This window comes from Tessaracoccus bendigoensis DSM 12906, assembly GCF_900141915.1.
Classification (GTDB): Bacteria; Actinomycetota; Actinomycetes; order Propionibacteriales; family Propionibacteriaceae; genus Arachnia; species Arachnia bendigoensis.
Map to the genome: position 1 here is coordinate 14188 of NZ_FQZG01000047.1, position 20602 is coordinate 34789.

At 65.1% G+C, this 20602-nt stretch carries 16 protein-coding genes; 6 read left to right on the forward strand and 10 right to left on the reverse strand.

Annotation, left to right across the window (positions count from 1 at the left end; all coding sequences use genetic code 11):
• Positions 1-5: 5 nt before the first annotated feature.
• The 10 genes from BUC15_RS12295 to dnaA all read right to left on the reverse strand — a co-directional run bounded on the left by BUC15_RS12295 (position 6) and on the right by dnaA (position 16294).
• Positions 6-4094, reverse strand: a complete 4089-nt coding sequence (locus tag BUC15_RS12295) for a beta-L-arabinofuranosidase domain-containing protein (RefSeq protein ID WP_073188716.1) — start codon at positions 4092-4094, stop codon at positions 6-8.
• 589 nt (positions 4095-4683) lie between these two features.
• A complete protein-coding gene (locus BUC15_RS12300) occupies positions 4684-4977 on the reverse strand; it encodes a hypothetical protein (protein ID WP_073188718.1) in 294 nt (97 codons plus the stop codon).
• Positions 4974-6014 carry a WxL protein peptidoglycan domain-containing protein gene (locus BUC15_RS12305; RefSeq protein ID WP_175558321.1) on the reverse strand — a complete coding sequence of 347 codons (1041 nt, stop codon included), beginning with the start codon at positions 6012-6014 and terminating at the stop codon, positions 4974-4976. Before BUC15_RS12305 ends, BUC15_RS12300 begins: the two co-directional genes overlap by 4 nt.
• Before the next feature lie 94 nt (positions 6015-6108).
• Entirely contained in the window at positions 6109-6636 is a 528-nt protein-coding gene (locus BUC15_RS12310) for a DciA family protein (RefSeq protein WP_073188722.1), read from the reverse strand.
• 34 nt (positions 6637-6670) lie between these two features.
• The gene (locus BUC15_RS12315; RefSeq protein WP_073188724.1) at positions 6671-8263 is read right to left on the reverse strand and encodes a hypothetical protein; all 1593 of its coding nucleotides are present in this window, start codon (positions 8261-8263) and stop codon (positions 6671-6673) included.
• Positions 8264-8411: 148 nt separating this feature from the next.
• Entirely contained in the window at positions 8412-9575 is a 1164-nt protein-coding gene (gene recF / locus BUC15_RS12320) for a DNA replication/repair protein RecF (RefSeq protein WP_073188727.1), read from the reverse strand.
• A 19-nt stretch (positions 9576-9594) separates the two neighbouring features.
• Complete coding sequence (gene dnaN / locus BUC15_RS12325; protein WP_073188729.1) at positions 9595-10755, reverse strand: DNA polymerase III subunit beta; 1161 nt, start codon at positions 10753-10755, stop codon at positions 9595-9597.
• Positions 10756-10855: 100 nt separating this feature from the next.
• Entirely contained in the window at positions 10856-13414 is a 2559-nt protein-coding gene (locus BUC15_RS12330; RefSeq protein WP_073188731.1) for an ABC transporter permease, read from the reverse strand.
• A 5-nt stretch (positions 13415-13419) separates the two neighbouring features.
• Positions 13420-14289 carry an ABC transporter ATP-binding protein gene (locus BUC15_RS12335; RefSeq protein WP_073188733.1) on the reverse strand — a complete coding sequence of 290 codons (870 nt, stop codon included), beginning with the start codon at positions 14287-14289 and terminating at the stop codon, positions 13420-13422.
• 640 nt (positions 14290-14929) lie between these two features.
• Positions 14930-16294: a chromosomal replication initiator protein DnaA gene (dnaA, locus tag BUC15_RS12340; RefSeq protein ID WP_175558322.1), complete on the reverse strand. Its 1365-nt coding sequence runs from the start codon at positions 16292-16294 to the stop codon at positions 14930-14932.
• Positions 16295-16644: 350 nt separating this feature from the next.
• Between dnaA and rpmH the strand changes: the two genes are divergently transcribed.
• The 6 genes from rpmH to rsmG are packed head-to-tail and all read left to right on the forward strand — an operon-like array spanning position 16645 to position 19696.
• The gene (rpmH, locus tag BUC15_RS12345; protein ID WP_073188738.1) at positions 16645-16782 is read left to right on the forward strand and encodes a 50S ribosomal protein L34; all 138 of its coding nucleotides are present in this window, start codon (positions 16645-16647) and stop codon (positions 16780-16782) included.
• A 15-nt stretch (positions 16783-16797) separates the two neighbouring features.
• Positions 16798-17148, forward strand: a complete 351-nt coding sequence (gene rnpA / locus BUC15_RS12350; RefSeq protein ID WP_073188740.1) for a ribonuclease P protein component — start codon at positions 16798-16800, stop codon at positions 17146-17148.
• Positions 17142-17432, forward strand: coding sequence for a membrane protein insertion efficiency factor YidD (yidD, locus tag BUC15_RS12355; protein WP_073188742.1), 291 nt, complete (start codon positions 17142-17144; stop codon positions 17430-17432). Before rnpA ends, yidD begins: the two co-directional genes overlap by 7 nt.
• Before the next feature lie 5 nt (positions 17433-17437).
• Positions 17438-18547 carry a membrane protein insertase YidC gene (gene yidC / locus BUC15_RS12360; protein WP_073188744.1) on the forward strand — a complete coding sequence of 370 codons (1110 nt, stop codon included), beginning with the start codon at positions 17438-17440 and terminating at the stop codon, positions 18545-18547.
• Between the two features lie 40 nt (positions 18548-18587).
• Positions 18588-19058 carry a Jag family protein gene (locus BUC15_RS12365; RefSeq protein ID WP_073188746.1) on the forward strand — a complete coding sequence of 157 codons (471 nt, stop codon included), beginning with the start codon at positions 18588-18590 and terminating at the stop codon, positions 19056-19058.
• Positions 19055-19696, forward strand: coding sequence for a 16S rRNA (guanine(527)-N(7))-methyltransferase RsmG (gene rsmG / locus BUC15_RS12370; protein WP_073188748.1), 642 nt, complete (start codon positions 19055-19057; stop codon positions 19694-19696). Before BUC15_RS12365 ends, rsmG begins: the two co-directional genes overlap by 4 nt.
• The last annotated feature ends 906 nt before the right edge of the window (positions 19697-20602 follow it).

Genomic DNA, 20602 nt, shown 5'->3' on the forward strand with positions numbered 1-20602 from the left:
TGATTTCAGCGGCAGTTGACCGCAGGGTAGGTGGCGTCGATCTGCTGCCCGGCCGCCTCGAAGGAGACGGTTCCGGCCGACAGCGACGCCTTGCGGGTGTTGAGCGCCTTGCTGCCCCAGTCGCCCGGGGCCACATCGGCCAGGGTTCCGGAGGCTTCGGTGCCCGTGAAGGAGACGGTGAGCGGCCCGTCGGTGAGGTTGTGCGCCCGCACCACCAGGTACGCCTTCCCGGCCACGCACCGCGTGGTCGCGTCGACTTCGACCGCGGGCTGCGAGTTCTGGCGCTGGACCCTGACGGTGTAGTCGACGGCGGTGGTGTGGTCCTGCGCGTAGGCGGTGAGCGTGATCGTCTGGTCGTCTCCCGTGAGGGGGATCTCCCGTGGCTGACGGTCGTCGATCAGGATGTCGCCGAGGAGGACGAGCCCGCTCGGGGTGTGTGGGTCGACGTTCATCGACACCTTGGTCGCGTCTTCGGCGACCGTGAGGTCGTAGTCGTAGGTGCCCGTCGTGAGGGCGGGGGCCAGGGTGGCGTCGTCGAAGCTCAGAGCCGAAAGCTGGGCGTCGGTGTCGTAGCCGGTTTTGGTGGTGGTGTAGACACCGAAGACGCCTCCAACGTAGCTGTTGCCGTTGCCGTGGAACCGGACCGTGACCACCGGGATCCGCTGACCCTCGCTGTCGAGCACGTAGTTGCCGTTCTGGTCACGCTTGTAGGAGTCCCGCGCCTCGATCCCGTCTAGCACCGTCTGGGGGATGGCGTCGTACTGGACATAGAACGTATCGGCCCCCGCCCGGTTGTTGACCGTCTCGTGCTTGAGGAGCACGTCGTTGACGTAGACGTCGAACGTGCGCCCGGCGTCACCGCCGAAGTAGCGCGCGCCGAGGTAGTTGGTGTCCGCATCGAGGTCGACGATCATGTCGTAGGAGAAGAACGCCTGCGTCGAGCGTTGCCCGTCGCGGTAGGGCTGGCCGAGCCAGACGCCCACAGAGGACAGGTTGTGCTTGTAGTTCTTGTCGGCCTCCGAGTTGTTGTCGTCGAACGACGTCAGCGAGTCGACGGTGAACTCGGCGATCCGCTGCTGCTCCTTCTCACGTCGGATCTTCGCCTGAGAAGCGGCGGAATCCGGCTCGATCAGCGTCATGTAGGTGGCGTAGCGGGCGTCGTAGAGGCTGTAGTACGGCTCAAAGGTGAGCGCGGCCGAGGCGTCGTCGACGTTTTGGAGCTTGAACCGCATGGTCGTCATGCCGTTGGCGTTGACGCCGTCTTCGATACGGACGAGGTTGGTGCCGATGTCGGCCTGCCACTGGGATGAATCGGCGACGGTGACCTCGTTTGAGAGCGACTTGTCGGCGGTGCCCATCCGCACCAGGACGCCTGCGATGTAGTCGGAGTCGACGTTGCTGCGGCTCAGCTCTGTGCCCAGCAGCACGGGGCCGTACTTGAACGCGACCCAGTCGGGGTCCTCGGAACCCGAGACGCTGACCTCCGCGGGGATCTTCCAGGTGAGCTCATCGCCCGCGGTGACGTCGACCACCGCGTAGCCGTCGACGTCTTCAATCGTGCGGGCCTCCCCGTTCACGGTCAGGGTCGGGGCGTCGGCCACCCAGTCAGGGATCCTGATCCTGAGCTTCGCCGAGGCCTCGCCGTCGCCGAGGGCGGCGACTTCGAATGTGACGGTGTCGGTGGCGGGAACGTCTGCGGTGGTGTTGAGGGAGATGTTGTGCCTGGCCGAGGAGAGCGTCGAAGAGCGGAACTGGTTGACGTAGATCGACTCGGGGTCCTCGAAGTAGATCGAGTCGCCCAGCTTGGTGTAGCTCTCGATGGCGGTGCCGTGGTCGCACCAGAACTCGTCGAAGGGGCGCCCGAATACCTTCGCGTAGCCCGCGGTCTGCGGCTGGAAGTAGGTCATCATGCCCGTTTCCGGGTTCTGCGAGGCCAGGACGGAGTTGATCAGGGTCGACTCGTAGTAGTCGGCGTACTTGCGGTCCTTCGTGATCTGGAAGAGGAGGCGGCTGAGCTTGAGCATGTTGTACTCGTTGCAGCCCTCCGCCGTCGAGTTCTCGCCGTAGCCCGACGTGCTGCCGTTGGTGGCGTGCTGGTGCAGCGTGTCCGGCTCATGGAAGTGCTCCGACTGCGAGTTGCCGCCGTTGGCGTAGGTGTGGTCGTCGATCACGATCTGCCAGAAGTTCTCGGCCGCTTCCCGGTACATGCTCAGGTCGCCCTGTTCGGTGGCGCTCAGCTGGTCGTAGAGGGTCTCGTTGTCGGTGAACAGGACGTAGCGCTTCAGGGCGCCGGTGAGTTTCGGGATGGTGGTGTTGGCGTGCTTTCCGTTGAGGACGTCGTCGCCTGCGGCGAGCTGGCGGAAGAGCGTCACCTCGTCGAAGTACTCGGCGGCCCGCTTGTGGTCGGGGTCGCCGGTGATCTCGTAAAGGTTGTAGAGGGCCTCGTTCATGCCGCCGTACTCGGTGCGCAGGATCGCGGCAGGGTCTGCCTGGCGGGACGCCCAGTTCTTCACCCAGGTGCCGAACTTCGACGCGACGTCGAGGGCGTCTTCGCCCAGGGCTGCCGGGGCGTAGCGGTAGACGTCGATCAGGCCGGCTTCCACCTTGTGCAGGTTGTAGAAGGGGACCAGTAGCCCGCTGCCCCCGGCGGGGAGCAGGTTGATGGCGAAGGGCGACACATAGCCGGCGTTGGCCGGGTCTCGGAGGGCGTAGGCGTCCTGCGTGACCTTCAGTCCGTCGACGGCAACCTGAAGCTTGGCCAGCAGTTGGTCGCGCGTGGCTTGGTCGGTCTCGGTGGCCCATGCCTGTGCCAGCGATGAGAGGTAGTGGCCGAAGAAGTGGCCCGAGAAGCGGGTGCCTGAGGTGCGCTCCCAGCCCTCGTAGGCAGTGGCGGTCGGCGTGAGCCCGGCGGTGGTGTAGAAGCCGTTGAGGAACTTCTCCGGTTCGAGGCTCAGCAGGTAGTCAACCGTCAGTTCGCGACTGTTTGTCAGGTAGTCGTCCTCGATGGTGACCGTCTGGAGGGGGACGGCCGAGAGGTAGTTTGAGGTGTCGACGCCGTCCTGGGTGACGGTGACGTCGAAGGTGCGGCTGACAGGGGTGGACCCCCCGTAGGTGGCGCTCGCGGTGAGGGTGACCACCGCATTCGCGTCTGGCGGGCGCGTGACGACGGCGACGCCGTCCTCGACCCGGATGACGGTCTCGTCGGAGGAGGACCACGAGATCTCAGACCCGCCACCGCCCTGCGTAGAGAGGGTGTGGTTGCGGGTGAGGGTCGAAGGGACGGTCAGGGAGTCGAGGTCGGCGCGGGCGATCGTCGTCGGGTCGAAGGTCGGGTCGAACTCCTGCGTCAGCGCGACGACGTCTTCAAGGGTGGCGGCCCGGTCGTAGATGCGGTACTCGTCGAGGGCGCCCTTGAGGAACGCACCCCGGTAGGTGGGTCCGTTCCAGCCGAGCGTCTTGGTGCTGGTCGACTCGGCCGTGATCACGCCGGGCGCGGTCACGGAGACGGGGTACTTGACGACCCCGCTCTGGCGTACGCCGTCGCGGTAGAACGCGACGGTCTTGGTCGCGTGGTCGAAGGTGACCACGACATGCGTCCACTTCCCCACCGGGAAGAACGCGTCGCGCGATCCTTCGACGGCGACCTTGTAGGGCTGCCCGGTCGAAGAACCGACCGAAAGAGCCAGTGGGGTAGTCGAGTTCTCGGCGGTGAGGTACCAGCCCTCCGAGTTGTAGGTCGTCTTGGACCAGGCGAAGACCTGCTCTCCCGTCATCGCCGCATCAGGGCGATACCAGAACGAGATCGTGAGGTCGGCCGGCTGAAGGTGCGCTCCGGTGCCGAGGCTGACGGCGCTCGAGCCGTTGAAAGAGAGGGCCTGGCCTGCGACCCCGTCGACGTAGGACGCGGTGCCGGTGAACATCGACACCGAGGTCGCCCGGGGGCTGGCATCGGTGAGGGTACCGTCGAAGGCGAGGCTGAGCTGTTCGCTGCCTGCGAGACCATTCGGTTCGGCGGCGGCAGGGATTGTCGGGACGACGCCGACGGCAAGTGCCGCCGCGGCGAGGACGGCGATGGGAGTACGCGGGAACTTCACTGTTTCCTCCGGGGGGTCGGTCCGTACACACCGTCATGGTGGGAAGGGACTCCCGTATGTTACCGGGAACAATCTGGGGGAGGCAAGACCTTTGAACCAATCCGGGAGCTAGCAGTCGGTTGAGCCGGGCAGCGTCGGTTGAGCCAGGCCGCACGCCGGTTGAGCCGGGGCTGCGCGACGGTTGAGCCGGGCCTCGTCGGTTGAGCCGGGCCGTGAGGAACGAACGGCCCGTGACGAAACCAACACAACCCTCCCCACAAACTCCCCCAAAGACGCCGTGACCGGGACCCCGCACCGTGCGCCAGATGGTTTCGTCACGCCTGGCTCGTTCCTCACCAGGCGGCTCAACCAGCAGCCGGTTGAGCCGGTCCCACCGCGCGAAGCGCCGGGGACCGTGACGAAACCACTCGTGACCTGACCGCGGACTCACCCAAAGAACCTGTAGCCGGGACCATGCACCGTACGCCAGATGGTTTCGTCACGCCTGGCTCGTTCCTCACCAGGCGGCTCAACCAACGCTGAGGGTCACCATGGTTTCGTCACGCCTGGCTCGTTCCTCATCAGGCGGCTCAACCAACGGCGAAGCGGCTCAACCGGCGGTCGTCGAGCCGAACGAACGCCTTCTCCTTCTCGCCGTCACGAGCACAGCCACGATGAGCGCCACCACACCCGCCCCACCCAGCAGGGTTCCTGCATCGCCCATCGTCCCTGCGTTCGGGAAGCCGGGTGAAGGGTGCTCACTCGGCACGGCCGTCGCCGTCGCCGTCGGAGTAGCGGTCTGAGTCGCCGTCGGAGCGACCGTCGGAGTCTGCGTGTCGGTGGGAAGCGGGGTGATGTTCACCTTGATAGGAACGGTGTCTTCCATGGGAAGCAGCCCGATCATTTCTTGTTCTCCTCGTTGGCCGCGCGTCGACCCTCTTCGCGAGCCTGCTCCACAAGGTCGGCGACCTTGCGCTTGTTCCGCCCCCGGTTCATGGCCAGGGCGAAGACAATCAGAAGGATGCCCAGCACGACGGCGGCCTGCGGCCAGGGAACCGCCACGATGCTGATTTCGCTGCTCACCGGCGGCACCACGACGTCGGCGGCGCGCTCACTTGCCGCCTCCGGGGTCGCATCGATCGATCCCTTGATCAGGATGGTTGGCCAGAGTTGGTCGACCCGCAAGGTGAAACTCCGGTCGTCGCCGGGTAGAAGCTCCTGCTTCGATTCACCCTCGGCTGGGAACGCGATCTCGTGGCCGCCGATCCTGAGCACCCCTTGGCCGAGGATGCGGACGTTGCCCTCGTTGACGAGCTTGAAAGTCACGGTGGCCGCACCCGGCCTGATCGGGTTCCACGATGTGTCGTAACTGGTCTCGACATCCTGGACGGCGACGGCGGCTCGAACCTCACCCGTCACCCTCACCGTCAGCCGGAACCCGACCCGAGACTCCACCCCGACCGATGAGCCGCTCTCATCCGTCGATACCTGCAGGAGCGAAGCTGAGATCCCTGCGGCGTGGTCGCCCGGCTCCGCATCCTGTGGCACCGTGATGGTCACCGGCACAACCGCGACACCCTTGGCCGGGATCGTGACCTCATCCTCCACCTGCACCCAGGTACCAATGTCGACCGACTCCTGATCAGACGGGATCGTGTTGAACCTTCCGTTCTCATTGAAGTAGCCGTCGGCCGCTCGCAGCCTGAAGGTGACCTCGTGACCGCTGAGATTGGTGACGGCGAAGTGATCCGAGGCGCTCTCCCCCGGGTCGAGTTCGAGCTCGATCATCCGGCGACCGTCGGGACCCTGCGCATCTGCCGGGGCCACCGCCCAGGTCGTGTCACCCTGTTCGTCGGTGGTGTCGCCATGGGCAAGGGTTGGAAAAAGCAGGCACAACAACACGATGAGACCGGTCACAGCCGGTCTGGTGATAGGTTTCATCGTCATTCCTCAAGGTATTGCAGCTCTGCCTTCTCGGGTACCCGATTCCCGGGAGCATACCGCCGCGGGGCGCCCGGGTCACCTCGAGTGCCCGTCAGCCGTAGGTGTCACGTGGTCCTCGGCCCTGCACCGAGCGCGGACCCTTCTTCCAACTCGGCGCCTGAGGACCCCGGAAATCGACGCGCAGCACCGTGCGCTCGCCCAGCGCCTCGTTGAGCATGGCAACCAGTTTCGCGGCGGTGTAGCGCATGGCCTGCGCCCACGCCGTCGAGTCGCACTCTACGATCAACACCCCGTTCTCGTAGTTGACCGGTTTGGCGTGCTCCGCGTTGGATTCACCCACCAGGTCGGGCCAACGGCGCAGCACCGTCGACAGCCCGATCCGGCGTTTCCAGCCGCGCTCGACGACCACCTGGTCGAGGACCGACCCCACCAGTTGCGGGTCGCGCCCGTCCGGGTGGGCACCGGAGCGCTGCTGCTCCTCAGGCCTGACGCGGCGACGGGTCTTCCTCGGAGGAGGCGGTTCAGGAAGCGCGTAGCCGTGCCCGGAAGCCTCGACGGCGGCCCTGGCGATATCCGACGCGAGCTCCAGCCCGGTCGGGTCGTGCGGCTCCTCGCTCATGCTCCCGAGGTTACCCTCGCGCCCGGCAGGCTACCTACCCGCGAGCGACCGTCGCGAAGAGTCCAAGTTGCGATTGCGACGACAGTTTCGGCGAGTAGAGGCTGGTCTCAAGCCCGACGATGGCCGCGAGGTTGTTGTTGTCGTCAACGAGCTGAAGCCCCTCGTAGACGTGCCCGCCTGCCCTCGCCGGAATCGAATAGTTGACGGTCTGTGGGATGGCCGCCTTACAGCCTGCCGTGTCACCCAGCTTGCAGAGCCCATGTCCCTCGGCCACCAGCTGACTGACCATGTGGTGCCAGACCATCTTGCCGTCGCTGGCCAGCGGGCACATGTAGGAGTGCCAGCCGCTGCCGGCCCGCCCCCGGGTGGATGCGGGAGTCACGATGCACCCGGCGCCGGTCTTTTCATAGGCTCCGAACGAGAAGCTCTGAAAGTAGGGGGCCAGCGCGGGGCTGCCGAGGCTCTGCACCCAGAGTGTGTTGCCGTCCGCCGAGCGGGGAGCCTGCCAGCTGGCAGTGGTGTCGACGAGCGTGCCGAGTGAGCGGCCAGCTCCGGTGGCTCGTTTCGAGCCGAACATGAACCCGACGGCGTTTGCGGCGTTCGGGTGCGTCTGCCCGGAAAGCTTGAGCTCGGTGAACGTCTGGCTTTGGGTGGCGGCGGCGCGGTAGGTCTCGGTGACTGCGCTGTTGGTCCAGTACAGCTTGATGCTGTTGCCCGATACGGCCTGATAGGTGCCGTACCGGACGGTCGGATTCGCCAGGAAGGAGCGGGCGGTCCGCACGTCACAGGTCCCCTTCGGTAGGGCGGCCACCTTGATCAGGCTGCGGTCGGAGGCATCCTTCGTACTGGACAGGCATCCGGTCGGACGGTTGGGAATCGCCGCGCGGAACTGCCCGAAGTCGCTCTCGACCGCCATGTCGAAGCTGTAGGCCCAGTAGCTCTCGCGGAACGTGCCGAGCTTGCCTCCCGGGTCGAGCTCAATGTTGGAGATGCGTCCGATCCCCCTGGTCTGACTACCGGCGTTGCTCTGCGTGACCACATTGCCGAGCGTGAAGTAGCGGCGACCGTTGAGGAAGGCCGGGGCCGTCGTCATGGGCGGGGCGCTCGGATACACCACCGGTGAGGTGGTGAAGCGGACCATGTTGTTGAAGATCCACTTGGTCACCCACCGGTAGCCCGAGCCTGCCGGTTCGATCACGCGGGCCTCGATGTATGAGCGGCATCCGAAGCGGCCCGTGGTGGCTGTGTCGCATTCGGTGCGCCACTTTCGTCCATCGGCTGCTGTCCAGGCGGTCTTACCTCCAACCTCACCGTAGCCGCCCACCGGGTTCCCCTTCCAGAGTGCACGGTCGGATGCCGCGTAGGTGAGGTTGTTGAAGGCCCATCCGTTCCTCTTGACGAACCGTCCTCCCTCTTGCGAGATCACGGTCGCCTGGATCTCCGTGTTGCACCGTTTGGTCCGCGAGTACGGCTCGCATGTGGTCCTCCACTGCCGCCCGTTCACCGTGTGCGTACCTGGAGTGATGTAGACGTCCACGTCGGCGCTGGCCTCCTGAACCGCGAAGGGCAGCAGCGGCAGGACCAACACCATGGCAAGCATTGAGAACAGCATCCGAAGTTTGCGCATCGCCAGATCCCCCAAGAATCCTCAAGAACAGCTACGCGTGCACAGTAGCAGGACGGTCGTTCGTGGCGTTGGCGATACTGAAACGCTCAGGTGCACCAATCCGCTTAGCTTCGTGATGTTGGTTCACTGACGAACCAACATCGCGATCTTAGGCCGGTTGATCCCCTTCGGTCGCTTGCACCGTGCCCGCCTCCACCCGGAACCGCCGCTCAGCTGCGAACTCGGGCACGTCCGAGCCGACCGCCGCGGTGATCAGTACCTGCTCCGCGTCCACGATCGCGGCCGCGAGCCTCTCGCGTCGCATCGCGTCCAACTCGGCGAAGACGTCGTCGAGTACCAATACCGGTTCGGTCCCGTCGTCACGGACGAGGGTGAATCCGCCAAGCTTCAGGGACAGCGCCAACGACCAACTCTCACCGTGCGATGCGTAACCCTTCGCCGGCAGCGACCCGATGCCGAGTTCGACGTCGTCGCGCTGGGGGCCGACCAAAGTCACCCCCCGCTGCACCTCGTCACGGCGCAGTCGCTCCATGGCCGCCAGAAGTCGCTGCGTCAGTTCCGCACGCACGTCCGCGGCCGAGGTCGCGTCGTCGAGGTCGAGGATGGTCTTGTACGACATCGAAACCTGGTTGTTTACCGGCGCGATCGTCTCGTAGGCCCGCTGTACGTGCGGCAGCACGTCGGCCAGGGTGTCGAGGCGGGCGTGGAGCAGCTCGGCACCGATGCGGGCCAATTGCTCATTCCAGACGCCGAGCGTGACCTCCTCGTCACCGCCCGATGGCTTGTGTGAACGCCCAGACATGGACTTGAGAAGGGCGTTTCGTTGTTTGAGCACCCGGTCCAGGTCCTGGCGGACCCCTGCCATCCGGGGCCAACGCGTCACCACCAGCGAATCCAGCCAGGCACGTCGATCCGAAGGGTCACCACGCACGATGGCCAGGTCCATCGGCGAGAACACCACCGTGCGCAGCGCACCGATCAGATCCCGTGGGCGTCCGAGTGGTGCCCGGTTCAGGCGGGCGACGTTCGAGCGTCCGTTGGCGATCTCGAGCTCGAGCGAGATGACCCTGTCGTCGTCGACGCCTGCTCGCACCTTTGCCCGGACGATGGCCGCGTCGGCTCCCACGCGGATCAGGGGAGCAGTGGCCGCGACCCTGTGCGATGACATGGTCGACAGGTACTCGACCGCCTCGACCAGGTTCGTCTTGCCCTGCCCGTTGGAGCCTACGAAAACGGTCACGCCGGAGGTCAGCTCGACGCTGGCCTGCCCGTAGTTACGGAAATCGGTCAGCGCCAGTTCTGTGACGAACAGGTCGGATCAGCCCTTCGAATCAGCCCGGCAGACGCATCAGCATGATGACGTGGCGGTAGTCGGTGAGCGGCTCGCCATCCATCGTCGGCAGGCCCATGATGAGACACGGCTTGCCGGGAAGGGTGAAGGAGAAGTGCGCGTATGGGGCGTCGAGAGCGGTGAGCGCGTCCAGCAGGTAGTGCGGGTTGAACCCGGCGTCGGTGATCGACTTTTCGTCGCCGACGACGTCGATGTCGGCCTCGATCGCCTCGGAGGCCTGGGCCTGGTCGCCCGTGGCCGCCTCGAGGGCGATGCTCTCGTCGTCGATCCGCATCCTCAGGGGCGTGTTGCGCTCGGCGACGAGGGAGACGCGCTTGACGGCCGCGAGCAGGTCGGCGGTGTTGACCCGCACCGAGACGGTGGCCTTCACGTCCATCAGGTGGCGAACCTTCGGGAAGGCCTGGCTCAAAAGCCGGGTCGTCGCCTCCCGGCTGCCCTTGTTGCCTTCACCGATGAAGCCGGCCAGCCCCTCGCCCTCGGCCTCGGTCGTCGAAAGTGCGATCGTGACGTGCTCTCCGGAGGTCATCGACTTCGCGGTGTCGGCCAACACTTTGCCGGGAATCAGCACGTTGGCCTCGACCTCGGGATTGCCCGGGTTCCACGTGAGTTCCTTCAGCGCCATTCGGTACCGGTCGGTCGCCAGCAGCGACAGTGCCTCGCCATTGATCTCGACCTTGATCCCAGTGAAGACGTTTAGGAGTTCGTCGCGGCCGGCGGCCACGAACACCTGCCCGACGGCCTTCTCGAACACGGCCGCCTCGACCTGCCCGGTCTCGGTGGGCATATCGGGCAGGGTCGGGTACTCGTCGACCGGGAGCGTCTGCAGCGTGAATCGGGCCTGTCCGCAGGTGAGTTCGACCTTCGAGTGGTCCGAAACGAGATCGACGGGCCGGTTCGGCAGCGAACGGGCGATCTCCGAGAGCAGACGGCCCGAAACCAGGACCGTGCCCTCGTCGCTGACGTTGGCGGAGAGGGTCACCTTCGCCGAGGTCGTCGAGTCGAAGCTCGACAGCGTCAGACCGTCGCCGTCGGCTTCAAGGAGCATGCCTGCGAGGATCGGAGCGGTCGGACGGTTGGGGAGGCTGCGGGCCACCCATGCCACCGCATCAGCCAACGCATCGCGCTCAACTCGAATCTTCACGAAACTCCCCTTTGGGCTCGTCTGGTCCGTCGACGTCCAGATATCGACGGAAACTAACAGGTCGTCGCCTGCATCATAGCGGGGTGGTACACACCCCCGCTCACTCAGCGGCGATCGCCCGGAGTGTGTCCTGACGGACGGCGCGCCTGGCCGGTCCGATTGCGGCAAGCACCCCGCAGATGGCCGCCAGAACGACGAAGACCAGCAGTTGCCACCCCGGGATGACGAGCTTGTCGATGCCCTGATCGCCGAGTAGCGACACCAGCGCCGCTCCGGCGACGACGCCGATCACCACCCCCAGAACGGCCCCCAGTGTCGCGACGATCACCGCCTCCAGCGTGATCATCAACCTGAGTTGGCCGCGGGTCAGACCGACGGCACGCAGCAGGCCGACCTCCCGGGTGCGTTCCATCACGGAGAGGGCCAGGGTGTTGACGATCCCCAACACCGAGATGATGATCGCCAACGCGAGCAGGGCGTAGATCACGGCGAATATCTGCCCGAACTGGTCGACGCGGGCATCCACATACTCGTCCACGTCTGCGAGCGCGACGCTCGGGTACTGCCTCACCGCGTCCTGCAGGCCGAACCTCGCCGCCTCGGGGTCACCGTCGGTGAACACGACCAGGCTCGAGACCATGGAGGTGTCGGCAATAAGCGCGTAGGTCTCGGGCGTGACGATTACCTGCCCGACCGGGAGCGCCGTGCCGCCGTCGTGGATGCCGGTGATCAGCACCTGGGCGGTGCCCTTCGGACTCTCAAGATCTAAGAGCTGCCCGAGCCCGAGATTGTGTGTCGCAGCGAACTCTGACGAGATGACGGCCGGACGGGCATCGCCGTCAGCGGCCAGCGAGCCTGCGATCAAATCGAGGCTGGTGCCGCGTTCGAGTCCCTCGGCGGTGGCTCCCGTGATGTCGACCGGTTCGTCCTTCCCAGGCAGCCTGACGGATGAGGAGTAGAACGCGTAGACGTCCTCGACGCCGTCGACGTCACGGGCCTGGTCGGCGAGTTTTGCGTCGAAAGGTTGGTAGGCGACCGGGGAGATGACGAAGTCGCCGCGTTGGTCAGCGGCCAGACGGTCGCCGATCGAGGCCGTGGTGCTGGCGGCGAGGATCGCGACGGTGCTGACCAGCGTCAATCCGATCATCAAGGTTGCTGCGGTCGCGGCGGTGCGGCGCGGCTGGCGCGCGGCGTTGAGTTGGGCCAGGCGACCCACCTCACCGAACAGGCGATGGAAGATTCGTCCGGCCAAGCTCACCAGTGGTGCGCCGACGACCGAGGTGGCCAGCACAGCCCCGACCAGCAGCAACGGTGTCCCGACCCCGAACCAGACGAGTGGATTCGGCACAGGCAACCAGACGGCTGAGGCCATCGCCGCCGCCCCCACCTCGATCAGCCCGATACCCACCATCGGTAGAACACCCTGCTTCTCGGGGCCGGATTGCGCGGCGGCCACCATGGCCTCAACCGGACGGGTCCTGGCTGCCCTGCTCGCCGGAAGATAGGCCGCGATCAGCGTCACCACGATGCCGATGCCGTAGGACGCGACCACCGCCTGCCATGTCATGGTCGGCACGACGGGGCCGAGGTCGATCCCGACGACCCTCAACACAGCAAGGATCGCCCACGCCAGCCCGTAGCCTGCCAACAGCCCGGCCGTTGCGCCGATGAGCCCGACGATCAGCGCCTCGATCAGCACCGAGGCTCGGATCTGGGAGCGGACCGACCCGATCGCCCTCAAGAGTGCGATCTCACGCGCGCGCTGCGCCACCAGGATCGAGAAGGTGTTCAGGATCATCAGGGTCGCGATCAGCAGGGCTATGCCTGCGAACACCAGAAGGAAAGTGTTGATGAAGCCCAACCCGACGTCGATCTGCTCCTGGATGGTGGAGGCGAGTTCCGTCCCCGTCTCGGCGACAAAACCTTCGGGCAGCACCGCCTGGACCGCGGCGGCGACCGTCTCGGCGTCCGCTCCGTCGGTCTTTTGGATCCACACCGCGTAGAAGGTGTCCGCGCCGCCCTGCACGATGGCCTGGGCCTCGGTGACGGTGAAGAACAGATAGCTGGCGCCGGCGGTCGAGCCGGCGCCGTACGTACCCGTGCCAACCAGCCGGTAGCTGCGGATCCCGTCGCGCGGGGTGGACACGCGCACCTGGTCGCCGATCGTGTACCCGCCCCGCTCGGCGGTCGCGGGGTCCAGCACGAGCTCGTCGTCTGCCTCGGGGGCACGGCCTTCGACGATCCGCGCACCGACCTGGCCGCCGACCGCCAAAGCGTCGTGCCAGTTCATCCCGATGCCGGGCGCGCCCGGGAAGGACAGCAGGTTGTCGTCTTTGTCGAGGGGGAACACCTGGGTGCTTGAGACGATGCCCTCGGCCCGCTCGACACCGTCGACCTCGGCGATCCCGGCCACCTGCTCCGGAGTCAGGTGCGGAAGCTCATCCGGGTTGACACCTTCGAACCCGACGACACCTCCGGCTTCCGCTGACACGTTGACGTCCCCGAGGGCGCCACCTACGAGCTGGTCGAAGCTGGAGCGCAACAGGTTCGTGAATAGCAGTGAACCGCAGACGAAGGCGACACCCAGCACGATCGACAACGCGCTCAACAACAGCCGGACCTTGCGGGCCCACAACGACTTGAGGGTGGCTCCGAGCATTTGCGTCAGCCTCGGGCGGCATGCCGGGCGCCGGACCGCTCGACGTCGGATTCATCGTCCGCGGGAACCCCGCGGGATGTCGGCGCGGCACTTCCGTCCCGGTAGACGGCTTCGGCGGACGGCCGACCGGGCCCGGTGTCGCCGTCGGTCCGGGGATAGATGCGGGCCACCTCCCGGAGAAGGTCGGTCTGATCGGCACCGCGGATGTCGTCGACGATGTGACCGTCGGAGAGGAAGACCACCCGGTCGGCGTAGCTCGCGGCGTGTGCGTCGTGGGTGACCATCACAACCGTCTGCCCGAACTCGTCGACACTTCGCCTGAGAAACCCGAGCACCTCGGCGGCCGAGCGGGAGTCGAGGTTGCCCGTCGGTTCGTCTCCGAAGACGATGTCCGGGCGATTCATGAGGGCGCGCGCGCAGGCGACCCGCTGCTGCTGCCCACCCGACAGCTCTGCCGGCTTGTGGGTGAGCCGGTCGGCCAGCCCGAGGACATCGATGATCTTGTCGAACCACTCGACGTCGACCTTGCGCCCGGCGATCGTGACCGGCAGGACGATGTTTTCTCGGGCGTTGAGGGTCGGGACGAGGTTGAACGCCTGGAAAATGAACCCGATGCGGTCACGGCGCAGGACCGTAAGCGGGGTGTCGGCCAGGTTGTTGACGGCGGTGTCGCCGATCCACACCTCCCCGGCCGTCGGGGTGTCCAAAGCCGCGAGCAGGTGCATGAGTGTCGACTTGCCCGAACCAGAGGGCCCCATGATCGCGGTGAACTCGCCACTGGTCACGTCGAAATCGACGTCTTCGAGGGCCGTGACGCTGGCCGAATCGGAGCCGTAGATCTTGGTGAGGCCTTTAGCCCGCGCTGCGATGCTCACTCGGCAACGGTATCAGCGAGGTCTGCACCAGGCTGATCCTCGTACAGATGCCGCACCCAGCCTGTAGAACGACCCACCCAACCCGTAGAACGACCCACACAGCCTGTTGGATCTCGCATGGACCCCACTCGCTTGCGCGTTGCTCCCCGCGTCAGCGTACGGATAGCCGGCTCAACCGCAGCCCGCCGGGTCCCCGGAAAATCGACCACTGGCCGATTCTGCTCCGTCTGTCCACGAAGATCGGCCACTGCCTTACCGTCCTGGTGTCTCGACGCTGTCTCCCAGGTCGAGTCCACGCGGCTTGGTTCAGAGCCTCCCACGACAGGGCGTGTGCCACTAACTCCAGTGCTTTCCACAGACGTGACTTTTACTCCCTTGAAGTAGTTATATCTTCTTCATACTCATAGGCCCTGTGGAACTTGTGGATAACTTCGTCGAAGCGCTAGTCAGTCGTGCTTTGAGCCTGGGGATGGGCTGTGGATGGAGCGGAAGTCACACGTGGAGGAATTGTGGAGAAGATCTGGCCCAAAAGTTATCCACAGCACTCTCCCCAGGCGTGGACACATGGTTTTCCCCAGCTCTGCCGGAGAGGTTGACGCCGTTCTTCGGCGGGACAGCCGTCGCCGGTGACCCCGTCGGCTCAGGACTGCTTGATCTGGTTGGTCAACTCGGTGACCTGGTTGTACAGCGAGCGGTCCTCACCGATCTTCTCGGTGATCTTCCGGACGGCGTGCAACACGGTCGAATGATCGCGGCCGCCGAACTTCGCCCCGATCTTCGGCAGGGACAGGTCGGTCAGCTCCCTGCACAGGTACATCGCGACCTGGCGCGCCTGCGCGATCGTCTGCACCCGACTGCTTCCGTTCAGCTCGTCGAGTGAGATGCCGAAGTACCGCGCCGACGCCTCCATGATCGTCTGTGCATCGACGGGTGTGGCGTCCTCCGGCATGAGGTCATTGAGGACCTCTTCAGCGAGTGCGACCGTCATCTCCTGCTGATTCAGGCTCGCGAGCGCGGCGACGCGGGTCAGAGCCCCCTCGAGTTCGCGGATGTTGGTGGGGATCCGTGACGCGATCAACTCCAGCACCTGCGTGCCTGCGGTCAGACGCTGGGATGCGACCTTCTTCCGCAGGATGGCGATCCTGGTTTCGAGGTCCGGTGGCTGAATGTCGGTCATCAGACCCCATTCGAAGCGCGAGCGCAGCCGAGGTTCGAGCGCTTCGAGCAGCTTCGGGGGCCGATCGGAGGTCATCACGATCTGCTTCTGCGCGTTGTGCAGCGTGTTGAACGTGTGGAAGAACTCCTCCTGGGTCTGGATCTTCGACTCCAGGAACTGAATGTCGTCGACCAGCAGGACATCGACGTCACGGTACGAACTGCGGAACTCGGCGGTGCGGTTCGAGGAGATCGCGTTGATGAAATCGTTGGTCAACTCCTCCGTCGAGACGTACTTGACGCGCAACTGCTCGTAGTAGTTGCTGACGTAGTGCCCGATCGCGTGCAGCAGATGCGTCTTGCCCAGCCCGGAGGGGCCGTAAATCATGAGCGGGTTGTACGACTTGCCTGGCGTTTCCGCGACTGCGGCGGCAGCGGCGTGCGCGAACCGGTTCGATGATCCTGCAACGAAGGATTCGAAGGTGTAGCGGGGATTCAGCCTGAGCTCAGGAGCCCTCGACCGGGGCAGCATCGGTTGAGGTGGCAGGTCCGCGGGTGGCGCCGGGTCGGCAACCGGCACCTCCAACACGAGTTCGGGGCTGATCATCACCGCGAGATGTGTGGGTTGTCCACATACTTCGCTGAGGCGATCCTCGATCTGGGCGCGGAGCCGCGTCTCGATCCGTTCGCGCGTCGTCTCATCGGCGACCGCGAGCATCATGGTGCTGCCGTGGATGTCAAAAGGAGATGTTCGACGTAGCCAGGCGCGAGATGAGACATCAAACGTCTCGACCACCCTGCCCCAAATGCCGCTCAGGTCCGCCGTCGGTGAATCGCTCACCCCACCCACTTCCCGGCGGTACGCAAGATCCGCCGTCTCATCAGTCGTCCACAAGGTTGTCCACAAGTAGGGTATAACTCTTCCACGAAATACCCCCGCGCGCGAAACCTGTGGATAACCGACGACTGTTGACGAAACTAGTGCCCGCGGGCCGGACACGCAAGGACTTTTTCGGCAACACGCGGCGTGGCGGCTGGACTACAGTCATGTTGTTTGCCTCTAAGTTGCGGCGCAGGGCGGCTCTGGTTTGGCCAACTGGGCCCTCGCCAAGTATCGTTGACCAGTCGCCATCTCACGGTGGCCACTTCCCCCTGCCCATCCGGGCAGTTGCCAACTTTCGATTTTGAGGGAGTAATCCCATGAGTAAGCGCACTTTCCAGCCGAGCAACCGCCGTCGCAGCCGTACGCACGGCTTCCGTACCCGGATGCGTACCCGCGCCGGCCGCTCGATCCTGAGCGCCCGTCGTCGCAAGGGACGCTCCGAGCTTTCCGGCTAAGGAAACCTGGCGTCCGTGCTGCCGGGTCCACGCCGCCTCAAGCGGCCATCCGATTTCGGTGCCACCGTCCGGCGGGGCTCAAGAGCAGCAACGCCGACGGTGGTCGTGCACGTTCGACGCACCATCGATCAAGATCCACCCGATTTCACCCGGGTGGGTTTTGTCGTCTCCAAGAAGGTGGGAAACGCCGTCACCCGCAATCGCGTCAAGCGTCGCCTACGTCACTTTGCCGGCGATCTCGACGCGCAGTTCAACACTGACGTCGTAGTCAGGGCCCTTCCTGCTGCCGCCCTCGAGCCGCAGCGTGTCCGGGACGACCTTGAAGACGCGTGGGCACGGGCGTTCGCGAGGGCTGCGGCATGCTGAAGTACCCGCTGATCTGGTTTGTGAAGGGATGGCGCAAGTTCATCTCTCCGTCATACGGCAATGTGTGCAAGTTCCACCCCTCGTGCTCCGAGTACGGGTTGGTCGCCTTGGAAACCCATGGCGCGCTGAAGGGTGTGGCACTCATCGTCAGACGACTCCTTCGATGTCACCCATGGTCGATGGGTGGCGTGGACTATGTGCCCGGGACGCAGGCAGCCGCCGCCTGGGCAGAAGAGAATTCCGATGTATCCCGGGGCCAAGCGCCCCAGTCGAATGAGGTGTGAGTTAAGTGGTCGATCTACTGGTGTCGCTCAATCTAGGCGACAGCTTCATGGGGGTGCTGTCATCGATGATGCAGCCGCTCTACTGGGCGGTGTCTGGGCTGCTCGTCTTCTTCCACTGGCTGTTCACGCCCCTACTCGGTGCCGACTCCGGCTGGACGTGGGCGCTGTCTATCGTCATGCTGACCGTCACGATCCGCACGCTGCTGATCCCCTTGTTCGTCAAACAGATCAACTCGGCACGCAGTATGCAGGTGCTGCAACCACAGCTCGCTGAGCTTCAGAAGAAGTACGGCTCCGACCGGGAACGCCTCGGCCAGGAGACGATGAAGCTCTACCAGAATGAGGGAGTCAGTCCGACGGCGTCGTGTCTGCCGATGTTGATACAGATGCCGATCTTCCTGTCGCTGTTCCGCGTGCTCCAAGGTGTCGCTGACGGAACGGTGCGGGGCCACTGGCTCAAGATCAACCCGGATCTGGTGGCTTCGCTTCAGAATGCCGAGTTCTTCGGCGCACGCCTGGCTGATCGGATCTTCCCCATCGAGACCTTCGGGGCGACCCAGGTCGTTGGCATCGTCCTCGTCGTCTTGATGGTCGGATCGTTCTTCATCACCCAGCTTCAGCTGATGCGCAAGAACATGCCTCCGGAGTCGCTGACGGGGCAGGCGGCGCAGATGCAGAAGATGATGCTGTACTTCTTCCCCGTGGTCTACGCGGGTTCCGCCGTGGTGATCCCGATCGGTGTTCTGCTCTACTGGTTCACCTCGAACCTTTGGACGATGGCGCAGCAGGGCATCCTCATCCGCAACAACCCCTCCCCCAACACGCCGGCCTTCATCGACTGGGAAGAGCGCATGCTGGCCAAGGGCAAGGACCCGGAGGCCATCGTGCTTGCACGGGCGAACAAGCGCCGCAAGCACAAGAAGGAGACTCCTGCCCCTCGTGTGGTGTCCGGTCAGGCAGCGGCCGCGGGTACCACGGCCACGGAAGAACCAACGAAGGTCGTACGTCAGCAGGTCACTCGGCAGACGGTTCGCACCACCGAAGACGGCAAGCGCATCGTGACGCGCCAGCAGCCTCAGGCTCAGTCGCGCGCCGATCGCCAGAAGAAGAAGTAGTCAGACCTACGCCCTCACGGGCAAGAGGAGAGGAACTCCCATGTCGAATCAAGAAACTGACGCAGCGCTGCTCGCAGAAGGCGACCTGGTCGCGGACTATCTCGAAGAGTTGCTGGACATCGCCGACCTCGACGGCGACATCGAGAACTCGGTCCAGGACGGGCGTGCCTACATCGCGATCGACACCGACTCGGATCTGCTGGTCGGGAAGGACGGCGAGGTCCTCGATGCGCTGCAGGAACTCGCCCGTTTGGTGGTGATGACGGAATCCGGGCATCGTTCGCGCCTGATGGTCGACGTCGCGGGTTACCGGGCGCGGCGCCGAGCGGAACTGGTGGTGCTGGCAAAGGACGCGATCGCCGAGGTTCAGGAGACTGGTGAGCCAGTTCGGATGGTTCCCATGAACGCGTACGAGCGCAAGATCGTCCACGACGAGGTCGCCGGTGCTGGTCTGGTCAGCGAGTCTGAAGGTGAGCCGCCTCACCGTCGGGTGGTCGTCAGCAAGGCGTGAGGGAGGAAGCGGAGGGACCGGCCAGGGACGCGCTGACGGAGCAGTTCCCTGAGGCCGCAGAGCAATTAAGTAGATATGTCGAGATTCTACGTACCCGGGGTCTTGAATGGGGGCTGATGGGCCCGCGCGAGGGCGATCGGATGTGGTCGAGGCATATCGCCAATTCTCTGGCCCTGCTCGACGTGGTCCCCCTCGGGCTCTCCGTCGCCGATGTCGGCAGCGGTGCTGGCCTCCCAGGGATACCGCTCGCGGTGGCACGCCCGGACCTTGAGGTGACGCTCATTGAGCCGCTTCTCAGGCGGGCCAACTTCTTGGGGATGGCCGTCGAGGAACTTGGCCTCAACGATCGCGTGAGGATCGTCCGGGGTCGGGCCGAGGAGATCTCGGGTCGTTACGACGTCGTCACCTGCCGTGCGGTGGCCCCCCTTGAGCGGCTGGTCAGGTGGACCCATCGGCTGTTCGTGCCGGGTGGGGTCCTGGTGGCGCTGAAGGGCGAGTCGGCCGAGGATGAGATCAGTGTCGCAGGCAAGATCCTCCGGTCGCTCGGGCTCTCTGCGGAGGTGCTGGAGTTGAGGGCTGCGCGCGGCGTCGAAGCGACGCGAGCCATCAGGGTGAGCCCCTCCCCCGCTGCCGGTTGAGCTCGGCCCCGGGTGGTTGAGCCCGGCCCCAGGTGGTTGAGCCCGGCCCAGCGTCGGTTGAGCCGCCTCGTGAGGTACGAGCGAGGCGTGACGAAACCATGGTGACCTTGTCCTGGGGTCTTGTGGTCGGGTTTCTGCGCGGTTCGCGGGGTGGTTTGGTTGGATATTTGCGCTTGCTGGGAGCCAGTGTTCCGCTCAGCACTGAGCCAGTAGTCCGCTGCCGATTGAGCCGGTCCGCTGGAGCCGAGTGAGCCCTGGCGCCGCCGTGCGGCCGACGGGTACCGACACACCCAGCGCGTCGCCCGACTACGGTTTGCGGCCTGGCCCACATCCGCCACGATGAGTGCGTCGCTTTGCAGTAGGAGATGGTCCCTACTGTCGACCTGAACCAGCAGCGCGATCAGTGTGTCTCCGAAGATTCGCAACGCGCCTTCCAGTAGACCTCGGATGAGCCCCTCGGCCGCGTGGTGCCTGGGGGATCATTGGGGAGGAATCACACACCGGAGGGCCGACCGATTCCTATTCCTATTCAACCCCCGCTGTGGTGGTGTCTTGGGAACCTGGCCTCCTGCGTGGGCAGAGGGTTGTCGGGACGCGTGCCGTTCCCATTGGGGGTAGACGCGCCGGGGTACTCGGTCACACGGTCCAGATCATCGTGACATCCTCTGCAAGTCTCACGGCCGGCCCCAGGACTCCTGAGTCCAGCGCCGTCACGAAACCAGTGGAAAGGCTCGTCACCAGCCTTCTGACGTCGATACGAGCCTTCTGCCGTCGATACGAGCCTTCTGACGTCGTCACCAGCCTTCTGCCGTCGTCACCAGCGATCCGGCGTCGATACCTGTGGAAAGGCTCGTCACCAGCGATCCGGCGTCGATACCTGTGGAAAGGCTCGTCACCAGCGATCCG